8 protein-coding genes are annotated in these 14802 nt (G+C 64.6%); 4 read left to right on the top strand and 4 right to left on the bottom strand.

Annotated features, from left to right (window positions below):
- Nucleotides 1-5 precede the first annotated feature (5 nt).
- A complete protein-coding gene (locus QOS90_RS04795) occupies nt 6-851 on the bottom strand; it encodes an AAA family ATPase (protein WP_027594591.1) in 846 nt (281 codons plus the stop codon).
- Nucleotides 852-1080: 229 nt separating this feature from the next.
- On the bottom strand, nt 1081-2154 hold the full coding sequence (locus QOS90_RS04800; protein ID WP_085272446.1) for a DUF748 domain-containing protein: 1074 nt from the start codon (nt 2152-2154) through the stop codon (nt 1081-1083).
- A 133-nt stretch (nt 2155-2287) separates the two neighbouring features.
- On the opposite strand from QOS90_RS04800, the gene cysK reads away from it, so the two are divergent.
- The gene (gene cysK, locus QOS90_RS04805) at nt 2288-3262 is read left to right on the top strand and encodes a cysteine synthase A (RefSeq protein ID WP_027594589.1); all 975 of its coding nucleotides are present in this window, start codon (nt 2288-2290) and stop codon (nt 3260-3262) included.
- 172 nt (nt 3263-3434) lie between these two features.
- Nucleotides 3435-4370 (top strand): aspartyl/asparaginyl beta-hydroxylase domain-containing protein, encoded by a 936-nt coding sequence (locus QOS90_RS04810; protein ID WP_027594588.1) that lies wholly within the window; start codon nt 3435-3437, stop codon nt 4368-4370.
- A 161-nt stretch (nt 4371-4531) separates the two neighbouring features.
- On the opposite strand, the gene QOS90_RS04815 is transcribed toward QOS90_RS04810, so the two are convergent.
- Nucleotides 4532-6184 (bottom strand): cyclic peptide export ABC transporter, encoded by a 1653-nt coding sequence (locus QOS90_RS04815; RefSeq protein WP_085272447.1) that lies wholly within the window; start codon nt 6182-6184, stop codon nt 4532-4534.
- Between the two features lie 46 nt (nt 6185-6230).
- Nucleotides 6231-6683: an azurin gene (azu, locus tag QOS90_RS04820; protein WP_027594586.1), complete on the bottom strand. Its 453-nt coding sequence runs from the start codon at nt 6681-6683 to the stop codon at nt 6231-6233.
- 179 nt (nt 6684-6862) lie between these two features.
- On the opposite strand from azu, the gene QOS90_RS04825 reads away from it, so the two are divergent.
- Together QOS90_RS04825 and QOS90_RS04830 are read left to right on the top strand one after the other, a co-directional pair.
- Nucleotides 6863-7846, top strand: coding sequence for a TauD/TfdA family dioxygenase (locus QOS90_RS04825; protein ID WP_085272448.1), 984 nt, complete (start codon nt 6863-6865; stop codon nt 7844-7846).
- A gap of 476 nt (nt 7847-8322) precedes the next feature.
- Nucleotides 8323-14802, top strand: a complete 6480-nt coding sequence (locus QOS90_RS04830; RefSeq protein ID WP_085272449.1) for a non-ribosomal peptide synthetase — start codon at nt 8323-8325, stop codon at nt 14800-14802.

Raw genomic sequence — 14802 nt, forward strand, 5'->3', positions numbered from 1 at the left:
GCCCCTCAGCGGTTGCCGCGCCGGCTCATGAACGCCAGGCGCTCGAGCAATTGAACGTCCTGCTCGTTCTTCACCAGGGCGCCCGCCAGGGGTGGGATGGCCTTGGTCGGGTCACGCTCGCGCAGCACCGCTTCGCCGATGTTGTCGGCCATCAGCAGCTTGAGCCAGTCGACCAGCTCGGAGGTGGAGGGCTTTTTCTTCAGGCCCGGCACCTTGCGCACGTCGAAGAACACGTCCAGCGCCTCGCTGACCAGCGATTGCTTGATGTTCGGGTAGTGCACGTCGACGATCTGTTGCAGCGTGGCGCGGTCGGGGAAGGCGATGTAGTGGAAGAAGCAGCGGCGCAGGAAGGCGTCGGGCAGTTCTTTTTCGTTGTTCGAGGTAATGATGATGATCGGGCGCTGCTTGGCCTTGATGGTCTCGTCGGTTTCGTAGACATAGAACTCCATCTTGTCGAGTTCTTGCAGCAGGTCGTTGGGGAACTCGATGTCGGCCTTGTCGATTTCGTCGATCAGCAGGATGACCCGCTCTTCAGCCTCGAAGGCTTCCCAGAGCTTGCCCTTTTTCAGGTAGTTGCGCACATCGTGGACTTTTTCGGTGCCCAGCTGCGAATCGCGCAGGCGGCTGACCGCGTCGTACTCGTAGAGGCCCTGGTGGGCCTTGGTGGTGGACTTGATGTGCCAGGTGATCAGCCGGGCGCCGAAGGAGGCCGCGAGCTGTTCGGCGAGCATGGTCTTGCCAGTGCCCGGTTCGCCTTTGACCAGCAGCGGGCGTTCGAGGGTGATGGCCGCGTTTACCGCCAGTTTCAGGTCGTCTGTGGCGACGTAGTCGCGGGTGCCTTCGAACTTCATGGGAGTGTCCTCTGCGGGTGGCTGGGCCGGCCTTTTCGGGGGGCAAGCCCGCTCCCACAGGAGCACCACAAGCCTTGAGAACTGTGGTATCCCTGTGGGAGCCGGCTTGCCGGCGATAGGGCCATGACAGCCAGTACCTATTTTTGATTTGTTACCGACTATAACGCGGGGCTCGGCGCCTGCAAACGCAGACCGGGTATTCAGTCCCTGAATGCCCCGTCACGCGCTTTCAGTCGGACTTTGGCGCAGGCTGCTCATACCGGGCATTGAACGCCTGGACAAAGCCATTGCGCAGGATCTGCAAAAACGCCTCGAAGGCACTGACATCCTGCTTGTGCACGCTGCCACTAAGCTCCACCCGGGTGGCGAACTGGTTTTTCGGCTGGTTTTTCAACACCGATTCGGTGCCCCCCACCAGCGCCTCCCACACCGAGCGGAAAAAGCCCTTGTCCTTGTTCTGCACGTCCTGCTGCCAGTTGAACACATCGACATCGCGCAGCAACGGCTTGATATAGCCCGTAAGCCGGCCCTTCTCAGCCTGGGCTTCGATCACCAGGTCGCCATGCCCGGCATTGAAGTCGAACTTGCCATAAGCGCTGGCAAAGTCATTGAGCTTGCGCAACTGAATATCGGAGGCGCGCAGGCGGAATTCGAAGTCGTCGAAGTCGCTGAACGGGTCGAAGGTAGCGCGGCTCTCCACCTTGGCATCCCCGAACAACACGGCATGGGCGTCGAAACTGGCGTCGCGCCGGCCTTTTTCGTTGCGCACGTTGGTCAGGTTACGAATGCTGGCGCCGAGCCGAGTGGCCTTGAGGTTGACGGGGGGCTTGGAGGTGAAGTTGCGAAAGGTCAGCACGCCGTCTTCAATGCGCACTTCGTTGAGGGTGATCGGCAGCAGTTTTTCCAGTTGTTGACGCCAATCGGTGCCGCGGCCGGTCTGTGACGCCTGCTTGCTGCCGCCGTCGACAAAGTTCAGCGCTGGCCGCACGAAGGTCACCTCGGCCACTACGGCGCGGTCGTGCCACAACGCGTGCCAGCTCACCGACAGGTCGATCAAGGGCGCATCGAGCAGCGGCACCGGGACCTTGCCGCTGGTCTTGACGATCTTCAGGCCGTTGATCTGGTAAGCGCCGCGCCACCAGGCCAGGTCGACGTCGACGACCTGGCCGCGGTAGTCACCCATGTCGGCCAGCTTGTCGTTGAGGTAGTCGCGCACCAGATAGGGCAGGGCCAGGTGCAGGGCCACCAGCAGCACGACCAGGCTGGCCAGGCCGACCAGCGGCCAGCGGTAGCGACCTTTCATCGAAGGTTCTCCTAGGCTGGATGTGCGGTTGACCGCAGCCGCCGCCTGGGAGTTCGAACAGGCTTTACGGGCCAACGGGGCAGGCTTACCCTTGAAGTCTTTCCCTGCATCTTCATGTTCAAGGACCCCTGCCATGAGCCGTATCTACGCAGACAACGCCCATTCCATCGGTAACACGCCGCTGGTGCAGATCAACCGCATCGCCCCGCGTGGGGTGACCATCCTGGCCAAGATCGAAGGGCGCAACCCGGGCTATTCGGTCAAATGCCGGATCGGCGCGAACATGGTCTGGGACGCCGAAAGCAGCGGCAAGCTCAAGCCTGGCATGACCATCGTCGAGCCCACCTCGGGCAACACCGGCATTGGCCTGGCGTTCGTTGCCGCCGCCCGTGGCTACAAGCTGATCCTGACCATGCCGGCCTCGATGAGCTTGGAGCGGCGCAAAGTGCTCAAGGCCTTGGGTGCCGAATTGGTGCTGACCGAGCCGGCCAAGGGCATGAAGGGCGCCATCGAGAAGGCCAACGAAATCGTCAACTCCGACCCGGCCCAGTACTTCCAGCCAGGCCAGTTCGAAAACCCGGCCAACCCGGCAATCCATGAAAAGACCACCGGCCCGGAGATCTGGAACGACACCGACGGCGCCGTCGATGTACTGGTGGCCGGTGTGGGCACTGGCGGTACCATCACCGGCGTTTCGCGCTACATCAAGCAGACCCAGGGCAAGTCGATCCTCTCGGTGGCGGTGGAGCCGGTGGCCTCGCCGCTGATCAGCCAGACCCTGGCCGGTGAAGAACTCAAGCCCAGCCCGCACAAGATCCAGGGCATTGGTGCGGGCTTCGTGCCGAAGAACCTCGACCTTTCCATGGTCGACCAGGTCGAGACGGTGACTGACGAAGAGTCCAAGGCCATGGCCATTCGGCTGATGCAGGAAGAGGGCATTTTGTGCGGTATTTCCTGTGGCGCAGCGATGGCGGCGGCAGTGCGCCTGGCCGAAAAACCAGAGATGCAGGGTAAGACCATCGTCGTAATCCTGCCCGACTCTGGTGAGCGTTACCTGTCGAGCATGCTGTTCAGCGATATGTTCAGCGAGCAGGAAAACCAGCAGTAATCGCCTCGTCCTCTGATCAGGCGCAACACTCGGCAATCCGGTTTATTGCAGAATCTTCATGAATGAGATCCCGCCCAGGTTGTTTTTACCGGGGCGGGATGGGTTTATGATGGCCGGATGATTTTTTCGGGAGCAGGCGGCGCAGGCCTGCTTCCTTTCCAAGGAGTGTTGCATGACCTTTTCCTTTGCAGCCAAGGCGGGTGTCCTGCTGGTGTTTTTCGGCAGCGTGCTGTTCGTGCACCTGCGCGGCAAGGCGCGCCTGCCGGTGTTGCGCCAGTTCGTCAACCATTCGGCGCTGTTCGCCCCCTATAACGCCTTGATGTACCTGTTTTCTGGCGTGCCGTCCAAGCCGTACCTGGACCGCCAGCGCTTCCCTGAGCTGGATGTACTGAAGGACAACTGGCAGGAAATCCGTGAAGAGGCCATGCGCCTGTTCGACGAGGGCTATATTCGCGCAGCTGAAAAAGACAACGACGCCGGCTTCGGTTCGTTTTTCAAGAAGGGCTGGAAGCGCTTCTACCTGAAGTGGTACGACAAACCGCTGCCGTCGGCCGAGGCCTTGTGCCCGCGCACCGTCGAGCTGGTCAGCAGCATCCCCAACGTCAAGGGCGCGATGTTCGCCTTGCTGCCCGGTGGCAGCCACCTGAACCCGCACCGCGACCCGTTCGCCGGCTCTTTGCGCTATCACCTGGGCTTGTCCACGCCCAATTCCGACGACTGCCGCATCTACGTCGATGGCCAGGTGTATGCCTGGCGTGACGGCGAGGACGTGATGTTCGACGAAACCTACGTGCACTGGGTCAAGAACGAGACCGACGTCACCCGCGTGATCCTGTTCTGCGACATCGAACGCCCGCTGAGCAGCCCGCTGATGACCCGCATCAACCGCCAAGTCAGTGCCTTCCTCGGCCGCGCCACCGCGCCGCAGAACACCGACGACGAGCGCGTCGGCGGGATCAACCAGGCGTATGCCTGGAGCAAGCGTTTCAGCAACAAGATCAGCAGCCACGTGAAGCAGTTCAAGCGCGCCAACCCCAAGGCCTACCGCATTCTGCGGCCGGTGTTGGCGGTGGTGGTGGCGTATCTGTTGTATCGCTGGTTGTTCTGATTGCTAATTGCCTGCAAGCGCCAGGTGTTCCTGGCGCTTGCAGACGACCCTTTTTCGGGGTTTATAGTGATTTATAGATCGATTATAGAGCCGTTATAGATAGCGCAAAAAAGGGCGGCCATTGTCGTGACCGCCCCTAGCCAAGCCCGCGCTACGCTACTTCACGCCGGCTCCAACGCCTCGACCACCTTCCCGCGGCTCAGGTGCACCACCTTGTCCGCCGTATCGAAGTAGCGGTCATCATGCGAGATCACGATGATGGTCTTGCCCAGCCGCTTCAGGTCCGGCAGCAGCTCGGTGTAGAACACCCGGCGGAAGGTCGGGTCCTGGTCCGCCGCCCATTCGTCGAACACCAATACCGGCCGGCCATCCAGCCAAGCGTTGACCAGCGCCAGGCGTTTGCGCTGGCCGGTGGAAAGGTCGGTGGTGGTAAACGCACCATCGCGCACGCTCACCTTATGGGCGATTTCCAGCCGCTCCAGGTAGCGCGTGGCATCGCTGGGCAGGCTGTGCTCGTGCTCGGGCAGGTCTTCGAACAGGTAGTAGTCGGCGAACACGGTGGTGAACAGCTGGCGATAGTCGTCCAGGCCCTGCGGGTCAACGGCCTTGCCGTTCAGGCGCACTTCGCCGCGTTGCGGGGTATACAGGCCCAGCAGCAGCTTGATCAGCGAGGTCTTGCCGCAGCCGTTTTCGCCGACGATGAACAGGATCTCGCCCGGCGCGATGCTCAGGCTCACCGGCCCGACGCGGAAGGGTTCGTTGCCGTCCACCGGTGGGTAGGCGTATTCGACATTGTGCAGCTCCAGGTGCGCGCTGCCGGGGGCGGTGTGCTTGACCGGCTGGTCCAGCAGCAGGTGCGGTTCGGGCGAGGAAAAGCGCTCGGACAGGTCGGCGATGCGGCGGAACGCCACTTGCGCGCGGCCGAGAATCGGCAGGTTGCCGATCAGCGTCTCCAGCGGGCCTTTCATGTACAGCAGCACCAGCACGAAGCCGCTCATTACGGCCGGGTCGTTGCTCGGCCACAGCGACTGCAGGGCCAGGGTCAGGCCGATGACCACGAAGAACAGCATCGACCCGAGGCTCTTGGCAGCCACGAAAATGTTGATGGCGCGGATGTGGGTGTTGGCGATGAAGTCGGCGGTGCCCTGGATGTTGCGGGTCAGCATGGCATGGCGGCGGCGGCGGTCGATGCGCAGCTCCTTGGCGCCTTCGGCAATCGCCGAGTAGTGCTTTTGCAGGTTGTCCTCGGCATCGCGGGCGGCGTTGAAACCGGCCACGCCTTTTTGCCGGGCCACGTACTGCACGGCGCTGCCGATGCCGATCGCCACCAGGGTGATCAGGAAGATCGGCCACGACAGCCAGGCCAGGTAGGTCAGGCAGCCAGTCACGGTGGTCAGCGAGATGGCCAGCGGGGCGAAGGCAAAGGCGAAGTCGCTGATGGTGTCCACGTCGCGGGTCAGCACTGGGATCAGGCGGTGGGTGCGGTAGCGCTCGATCTGCTCGATCGGCGCCGACAGCACCTTGGCGCCGAGGTCTTTGCGCAGCCGGGCGATGACCTTCTGGCCTACGTAGTTGGTGCCACTGTCGGCGGCCACGCTGCTCACCAGCGCCAGCACGCACAGGCCGGCGAAGGCCAGGATCACGCCCTGGCTCATGCCGTCGGGGGCATGCAGGCCCTGGTTGACGGTGGCCAGCAGCGCGGTCACGGCCAGGCCGCCGACCATGCCCAGCAGCACCGAGACGATAACCGCTGGGCGGTAGGGTTTGAGCAGGCCCAGCAATTCGCGGATGGCCCCGGGGGAAGACGTTTTCATGAAGCGCGATCTCGGTGAGGGAGTGGAGGTGGGCGGCGCGGCGGGGTCAGCTCCCGAGGGCCAGGGTGCCCTTCATCAAGGTGCTGTGGAACGGGAACGAGCAGTAGAAGCTGTAGGCAGTGCCGGCCTTCAACGAACGGGTGTCGAGGGTGACGCTGTCTTTTTCGCCACCGCCAATCAGGCGGGTATGGGCGATGACCCGGGTATCGCCTGGCTTCACGTAGTCTTGTGCCTCGCCTGCCTTAAGGCCGTCGTCCAGCACGCCCTGCATGTCTGCCTGGCTGCTCAGGACCCAGTTATGGCCCATCACGTTCTTCGGCATTTCGCCAGGGTGGGCGAGGGTGACGGTGAACGACGTGCAGGCCTTGGGGATGGTGATTTCGGCCTTGTCGAAGGTCATCTGGTCGGTGCCGTGGATGTCCACGGCGCAGTGCTCGGCCGACCAGGCGACGGCAGGGGCGGCGGCAAGCAAGGCGAGGAGCAGAAGCTGGCGAGTCATGTAGGGTTCCTGGACGATAAAAGGGTGCACATCGTTCAGACGAACCGGCGCGCGTTCGCTTTACCTGTGTGTTCGCGCGGGTGAATTTCTGCCGGGCATGCTCGTTCATCTAGTCAGGCGCCCTGATGGCGCAGCATCCCTTTCGCCGCCACGGCGGCCCTGGCTTGAGGTGACGGTACATGAGTGAATTGCTGAGCTTTGCGATCGAACCCCTGGACGCTGCCCGCGGCGACCTGCCGTTGTTGGTGCGCGCGCCGGAGCCTGGCATCGACCTGCTCGACGCGTTCGACGAGCTGAAACCGCTGGTTGACCGCCACCTGCTGCACGCAGGCGGCATCCTGTTCAGGGGCTTCCAGGTGGGCGGGGCTGAGGCTTTTCGCCAGTTCGCCGCCGCGTTCGGTCACCCGCTGCTCAACTACGAGTTCGGCTCCACGCCGCGCAGCAACGTGACCCAAGGCGTTTACACCTCGACCGAGTACCCGGCGCACCAGAGCATCCCGCTGCACAACGAGCAGGCCTACACCCTCGAGTGGCCGATGAAGATCTGGTTCTACAGCGTGATCCCCGCCGAGACCGGCGGCGAGACGCCGATAGCCGACAGCCGCGAGGTGTATCGGCGGATGCCAGCGCGTATTCGCGAGCGCTTGGTCGAGAAGGGCCTGATGTATGTACGTAACTACGGCAACGGCCTGGACGTGGAATGGTCGCAGGTGTTCAACACCGAAGACCCGCGGCAGGTCGAGGCCTACTGCCGTGCGCATGCCATTGAATGCATCTGGAAGGAGGATGGCGAGTTGCGCACACGCCAACGCTGCCAGGTGGTGGCGCGTCATCCGGTGACGGGGGAGGACGTGTGGTTCAACCAGGCGCACCTGTTCCATGTGTCTAACCTGCAGCCGGAGGTGCGGGAGTCGTTGATGGACATCGTCGAGGAAGAGGACCTGCCGCGTAATGTGTATTACGGCGATGGCTCGACCATTGAGGACGCGTTGCTTGATGAGGTACGCGGGGTGTTGGATGAGTGCACTATCAGTTTCCCTTGGCTGGAGAATGATGTGCTGATGCTCGACAACATGCTCGCGGCGCATGCGCGTTCGCCGTTTACGGGGAAGCGCAAGGTGGTGGTGGCGATGGCGGAGGGGCATTCGCAGGTGGGGCGGTGAGGAGGTGCATGCCTTGGGAGTTTTATCGCCTGTGAGATCGAGCGCCGCCCGCGCGGCGCTTCGCAGCACAAGGCTGCTCCTACATCTATTTCGGGCCAATTATTCCTGAGGCATTAGCGCGCGGACCCTTGGCGCCTGACACGATATCGAGTCGAACAAACAAGGCGGTCGCGCGCCTCTATCACAGGCTTTACTGGCCGGAAACAGATGTCAGGGGCAATCCCTGCCTTCAGGAGCGATCGGCCTCCCCGGAAGTGCTTCTTGAACCTGACGAGAATAACCTCTCTCGCCAGGCCAGGCACAACATACAAGGAGCAGCCTTGTGCTGCGAAGCGCCGCGCGGGCGGCGCTCGATCTCATAGGCGCCACAACCCTTAAGGCATGCGCCCAGCAGCCCCCAAAACTGGCCACCCCTAAATCAGCCCCCCATGCCTTCGTCTGACAGTTACCGCTCGACTGCCAGGACACCGCTCGACATGAATGCTGAACAGACGCTCAAACTCGCCCGCCGCTTCATCGAACTCAGCCCCGACAAGCGCCGCCTGTTCCTCAAGGCGCTGCAGGGCGAGGGCATGGACTTCTCGGTGCTGCCGATTGCGCCGAGTGTCGAGGTCGACGAGCGTGACCGGTTGTCCTACGCCCAGCGGCGCATGTGGTTCCTCTGGCAGCTCGACCCCCAAGGCGCAGCCTATAACCTGCCAATGGCCGTGCGCCTGAATGGCCTATTGGACCTGAGCGCCCTGCAACACGCATTCGACGCCCTGGTCGCCCGCCACGAAACCCTGCGCACCCGCTTTGTCGCCGACGGCGATGACGTGCGTCAGCACGTGGATGCCGTCGCGGCCCCGCTGCAATTGCGCCAGGACTGCCTGAGCGAGCTGGCCGAAGCGGCCCGCCAACACGCCCTCGAATCGATTGCCGAAGCAGAGGCCCTGGCGCCTTTCGACTTGGCCACCGGCCCGCTGCTGCGCGTGCGCCTGCTGCAACTGGCAGCGCAGGAACATGTCCTGCTGCTGACCCTGCACCATATCGTCGCCGACGGCTGGTCGATGAACGTGCTGATCGACGAATTCCTGCACCTTTACGACGCCGCCGTGGCCGGCACCCAGGCCACACTCGAGCCCCTACCGATCCAGTACCGTGACTACGCCCTGTGGCAGCGCAGTTGGCTCGAGGCCGGTGAGCAGGACCGCCAGCTGGCGTACTGGCAGGCGCGCCTGGGCGATGATCACGCCCCACTGGAGCTGCCGCTGGACCGCACCCGTAGCGGCCGGCCGAGCTACCGCGGCGCTCGCCACGCATTCCCGATTGCTGCCGATGTCGCCGAGCGCCTGCGCGGCCTGGCGCGTCGGCACAACGTTACCTTGTTCATGGTTTTGCTGGCGGCCTTCAAGCTGCTGCTGCAGCGCTACAGCGGGCAGGGCGCGATTCGCGTCGGCGTGCCCATCGCCAACCGCAACCGCGCCGAAAGCCAGGGTTTGATCGGCTGCTTCATCAATACCCAAGTGCTGCACACCGAGCTTGACCCGCTGCTGGATATCACCGGCCTGTTGCAGCGCGTACGCGAAACCGCCGTGGGCGCGCAGAGCCACCAGGACCTGCCGTTTGAGCAACTGGTCGAAGCCTTGGACCTGCCCCGTAGCACCGACAGCCCGCTTTTCCGCGTGCTGTTCAACCATCAGGCCCAGGTGGCGGATGTCGAAGCCATCAAGACCCGCTCCGGGCTGAGCCTGGCGCCGATCACCCTGGAAAAGCACAGCGCCCGTTTCGACCTGGCGCTGGATACCCACGAGCGTGCCGGGCAGCTGCATGCGGCCTTCACCTATGCCCTGGACGTGTTCGATGCGGCCACGATCGAGGCCCTGGGCGAGCAATGGCTGGCCTTGGTGCAGGCGCTGGCCGATGACACCGCTGGCGCGGTGGGCGAGTTGCCGTTGCCTGGCCTGGCAGCCACTCGGGGTGTGCCAGGTCATTTGGTCGAGCCGCTGCTGGTTCACCAGCGCTTTGCCGCCGCCGCCCGCTGCCACCCCGCGCGCACCGCAGTGATTGCCGCTGGCGAGGCAGCCAGCTACGCCGAACTCGACGCCCGCGCCGAGGCCATCGCCGACAGGCTGGTCGAAGCCGGCGTGCAGCCAGACACCCTGGTCGGCGTGCTGGCTGACCGCAGTGTCGGCATGCTCGCCAGCATCCTCGGCGTGCTCAAGGCGGGCGGCGCGTACCTGCCCCTGGAACCTGAACAACCGGCCGAACGCCTGGCCTACTTGCTCACCGACAGCGGCACCCAGCGGGTGCTGGCGCCTGGCAACTGGCAGGCGGAACTGCCAGAAGGCGTTTCCCGCCTGGCGTGGGAACATACCCAAGCCCTAAGCCAAGACACGCCACGCCCTAGTGCTGCCGCAGCCAACCTCGCCTACGTGATCTACACCTCCGGCACCACCGGCCAGCCCAAGGGCGTCGCGATCAGCCATGGCGCCTTGGGCAACTACGTTGAGGGCATCGCCGCACGCCTGCCGGTGGGGCAGATCCACAGCATGGCGCAAGTCTCGACCCCGGCAGCGGACCTTGGCCATACCATGCTGTTCGGCGCCCTGTGTGGCGGCCAGACCTTGCACCTGATGCTGCGCGAGCAAGTGTTGGATGCCGAGGGCTTTGCGGCCTACCTGGCACAGCACCAGGTGGACGCCGTTAAGATCGTGCCCTCGCACCTGGAGGCCATGTTGGTCGCCGGTCGCGCGGCACTGCCTGGCCAGTGCCTGGTGCTGGGCGGCGAAGCCATCAGCCCGGGCCTGCTCGGCAAAATCCGCGCCCTGGCGCCGGCACTCAAGGTGTTCAACCACTACGGCCCGACCGAGACCACGGTCGGCGTGCTGGTGGCTGAATTGGACGATCAGGCGTCGCTCGGCCAACCGCTGGCCAACGCAACCGTCAGCGTGCTCGACAGCTGCCTGCAGCCACTGCCGGCCAAGGCCAAGGGCGAGCTGTACATCGGCGGCGCCGGCCTTGCCCGTGGCTACCTCGGCCGCCCGGCGCTCACCGCCGAGCGCTTCGTGCCCGACCCAAGTGGTGCACAGGGCGAACGCCTGTACCGCAGTGGCGACTGGGTACGGCACAACGCCGCTGGCGAGCTGCAGTTTGCCGGGCGCATGGACGGCCAGGTGAAAATCCGCGGTTACCGCGTGGAACTGGCCGAGATCGAGCAGCAGTTGCTTAGCCTGGAAGGCGTCGCCAACGCCGTGGTCCGGGTCAAGGGCCAGGCACCGGAAGCGGTGCTGGCGGCCTGGCTGGTGCCCAGCCAAATGCCGACAGACAGCCAAGCTTGGCAGGACACGATTCGCGCCACGCTCAAAGGCCTGCTGCCCGAGCACATGGTGCCGACCCACCTGATGGTGCTGGCGCAACTGCCGGTCACGGTCAACGGTAAGGTCGACGTCAAGGCGCTGCCCGAGCCGGTGGCCACCCAGGCGGCTTACCTGGCACCGGTGACCCCGCTGCAGGTGCAACTGGCGCAGATCTGGGCTGAAGTGCTGCAGGTGCCGCAGGTGGGCCTGAGCGACAACTTCTTTGCCTTGGGCGGGCACTCGCTGCTGGCCACCCAGGCCGTATCGCGGGTGCGCAAGCACCTGGGCCTGGACATCCCGCTGCGTACCCTGTTCGACACGGTCGACCTGCAGGCCTTCGCCCAGGCAGTGGCTGAGGGCGAGCAGGGCGCTGGGCTTGAGATCGATATCCTCGACCGCGAGCAGCCACTGCCGGTGTCCCGCTCGCAAAACCGCCAGTGGCTGTTCTGGAAGCTCAACCCCGAAAGCCTGGCCTACAACACGCCAATGGCCGTGCGCATGCAAGGCACCCTCGACCGTGCTGCGGTGCAGGCCGCGCTGGATGCGCTGGTGGCGCGCCACGAGTCACTGCGCACGGTGTTCGTCGAAGCCAACGGTTTGCCGTGGCAACGCATCCTGCCCGCCGCCGCGGTGCCGATCGGTTTCGAAGACCTCAGTGGCCAGGACGAAGCCGCGCAGATGCGCAAGCTGGAGGCCGAAGCCTTCGCCCCGTTCGACCTGGAGCACGGCCCACTGCTGCGTGCCCGCCTGTTCAAGGTGCATGCGCAAGAGCACCTGCTGTCGCTGACCCTGCACCACATCGTCTCCGACGGTTGGTCGATGAGCCTGCTGGTACGCGAGTTCGCAGCGGCCTACAACGCGGCCGCCAGCGGCCAGGTGCGGGCCATTGAACCGCTGCCGGTGCAGTACGCCGACTTCGCCGCCTGGCAACGCAAATGGCTGGACGAGGGGCAGATGCAGGCACAGATCGACTATTGGAAAGCGCGCCTTGAAGACGACTTCGAAGTCCTCGAACTGCCCGCCGACCGTATTCGCCCGCAGGTCAAAAGCTACCAGGGCAGCCGCTTCGATGTGCGCCTGCCGCTGGCCCTGACCGAGCGCCTGCGGGCATTGGCGGTGTCGTCCAATGCCACGCTGTTCCATGTCTTTTTGGCGGCCTATGCCATCGTGCTGTCGCGCTACAGCCGCAAGGACACGATCAACATCGGCGTGCCGGTCACCAACCGCAACCGCCTGGAGCTCGAAGGGCTGATCGGCTTCTTCATCAACGTGGTAGTGGCGCGGGTGGGCGTCGATGGCAGCCTGCCGTTCCCGCAACTGCTGGCCGCGATCAAGGAGACCACGTTGCAGGCCCAGGCCAACAAGGACGTGCCGTTCCTTGAGGTGGCCGAAGCCCTGTACCCCGAGCGCGACCAGGGCGTGAACCCGTTCTTCCAGGTGCTGTACAACCATTTGCGCGACTTGGGCGAGCAGGTGTCCAGCGATGCCCTGCACGGCCTCAAGGTCCGGGAAGTGGACCTGCTGGAGCCGGGCGCGCAGTACGACATCTCGCTCAACACCCTGGAACGTTCCGACGGTGTAACGGCCTCGTTCAACTACTCCACCGACTTGTTCGATGCAGCGCGTATCGAGCGCATGGCCGGGCACTGGCAAGCGCTGCTCGAAGCCATCTGTGCCGAGCCGCAGCGCTGCATCGCCGAGCTGGACTTCTTGGCCGACGCTGAGCGCCGTCAACTGACTCAAGGCTGGAACCCGGCACCGCAGGCCAGCAGCGGCCTGTGTGCGCACCAGTTGCTGGAACGCCAGGCAAGTGCGCGGCCCGACGCCGTGGCGCTTATTTTCGACGACCAGCAACTGAGCTACGCCGAGCTGGACCGCTGCAGTAACCAGTTGGCCCACCGCCTGCGTGCCCTGGGCGTAGGCCCAGACCGCCTGGTAGGTGTAGCCGTCGAGCGCGGCCTGGGCATGGCGCTGTCGCTGATCGCCATTCACAAGGCTGGCGGTGCCTATGTGCCGCTGGACCCGGACTACCCGCAAGAGCGCCTGGCGTACATGGTCGAGGACAGCGGCATCGGCCTGCTGCTGGCCGATGCGCCGTCGCTGGCGCGCTTGCAGTTGGATAAGCAGCTGCCTTGCGTGGTGCTCGAACCCGGCACCCAGTGGCTGCACGCCTGGCCAGCCGAGCCGCTGCCGAACTTGGCCGCGCCGCACAACCTCGCCTATGTCATCTACACCTCCGGTTCCACCGGCATGCCCAAGGGTGTGGCCATCGATCACCATGCCTTATCGGTGTTCTGCCAGGTGGCTGGCGACTACTCGCGCCTGAGCCCGGAAGACCGTGTGCTGCAGTTCGCTACCTTCAGCTTCGACGGCTTCATCGAGCAGTTTTTCCCGCCGCTGGCGCAAGGCGCTTGCGTGGTGCTGCGCGACCTGCGGCTGTGGGACACCAACACCCTGGTGGACGAGATCAACCGCCACGGGGTTACCGTGGCCGACCTGCCGGCGGCCTACTGGCGCCTCCTGGCCCTGGAGCGTCGCGCACCCGAGGCCTATGGCCGGCTCAAGCAGATCCACGTGGGCGGAGAAGCGGTGCCGGAAGATGCCCTGCGCGCCTGGCTGGCCGACGGGCCGCCGGCGGTGCGCCTGCTCAACACCTACGGCCCGACCGAGGCGACCGTGGTCGCCACCACGTTCGATTGCTCGCCAATGACGCCCGAGCAGATCAGCGCAGGCGGCGTGCCGATTGGCCGAGCGTTGCCAGGCCGGACCTTGCACGCCCTGGACGACGGCCTGGCGCCGACCCCGGTCGGCGTGTCGGGCGAACTGTTCATCGGCGGGGCAGGGTGCCTGGCGCGGGGTTACCACCAACGCCCATCGCTGACAGCCGAACGCTTCATTCCCGACCCGTTCGACCCCGTGGGTGGAGGCCGGTTGTACCGCACCGGCGACCTCGGTTACTACGACGAGCAGGGGCAACTGGCCTATCGCGGGCGAGCTGACCACCAGGTGAAAGTGCGCGGCTTCCGCATTGAACTGGGCGAGATCGAGCAGTACCTGCGCGCGCACCCGGATGTGCGCGAGGCAACGGTACTGGCCATCGACCTGCCCAGCGGCAAGCAGCTGTGCGCCTATGCCGTGCCTGTCGAAGGCAGCACTGGCGACCTGCGCCAGGCGCTCAAGCAGTACCTCAAGGCCAGCCTGCCGGACTACATGATCCCGTCCTACCTGGTGACCCTGCCGAACATGCCGCTGACCCCCAGCGGCAAGCTCGACCGCAAGGCGCTGCCGCTGCCCGACCCCAGCCAGCCGCAGCACGACTACGAAGCGCCGCAGACCGAACTGCAACAGCAACTGGCGCAGATCTGGGCGCAATTGCTGAACCTCGGCCAGGTTGGCCTGAACGACAACTTCTTCGAGCTCGGCGGCCACTCCCTGCTGGCCGCACAGGCGGTTTCGCGCATCAACGTGGAGCTGGGCCTGGACCTGCCCCTGCGGCTGATCTTCGCCCACCCCGAGCTGCGTGCGTTCGCCCAGGCACTGGACGAGCAGGGCCTGTCGCTGAGCGACGACGGCCTGAGCGATATCGAAAAAATGATGAATGAATTCACAGAGGCCTGA

It is taken from the genome of Pseudomonas sp. LAIL14HWK12:I10, from assembly GCF_900184205.1.
GTDB lineage: Bacteria > Pseudomonadota > Gammaproteobacteria > Pseudomonadales > Pseudomonadaceae > Aquipseudomonas > Aquipseudomonas kermanshahensis.

What these genes read in the sequence shown, in the direction of transcription:
- QOS90_RS04795 (WP_027594591.1), bottom strand. Translation starts at nt 851, where the DNA reads ATGAAGTTCGAAGGCACCCGCGACTACGTCGCCACAGACGACCTGAAA.
- QOS90_RS04800 (WP_085272446.1), bottom strand. Translation starts at nt 2,154, where the DNA reads ATGAAAGGTCGCTACCGCTGGCCGCTGGTCGGCCTGGCCAGCCTGGTC.
- cysK (WP_027594589.1), top strand. Translation starts at nt 2,288, where the DNA reads ATGAGCCGTATCTACGCAGACAACGCCCATTCCATCGGTAACACGCCG.
- QOS90_RS04810 (WP_027594588.1), top strand. Translation starts at nt 3,435, where the DNA reads ATGACCTTTTCCTTTGCAGCCAAGGCGGGTGTCCTGCTGGTGTTTTTC.
- QOS90_RS04815 (WP_085272447.1), bottom strand. Translation starts at nt 6,184, where the DNA reads ATGAAAACGTCTTCCCCCGGGGCCATCCGCGAATTGCTGGGCCTGCTC.
- azu (WP_027594586.1), bottom strand. Translation starts at nt 6,683, where the DNA reads ATGACTCGCCAGCTTCTGCTCCTCGCCTTGCTTGCCGCCGCCCCTGCC.
- QOS90_RS04825 (WP_085272448.1), top strand. Translation starts at nt 6,863, where the DNA reads ATGAGTGAATTGCTGAGCTTTGCGATCGAACCCCTGGACGCTGCCCGC.
- QOS90_RS04830 (WP_085272449.1), top strand. Translation starts at nt 8,323, where the DNA reads ATGAATGCTGAACAGACGCTCAAACTCGCCCGCCGCTTCATCGAACTC.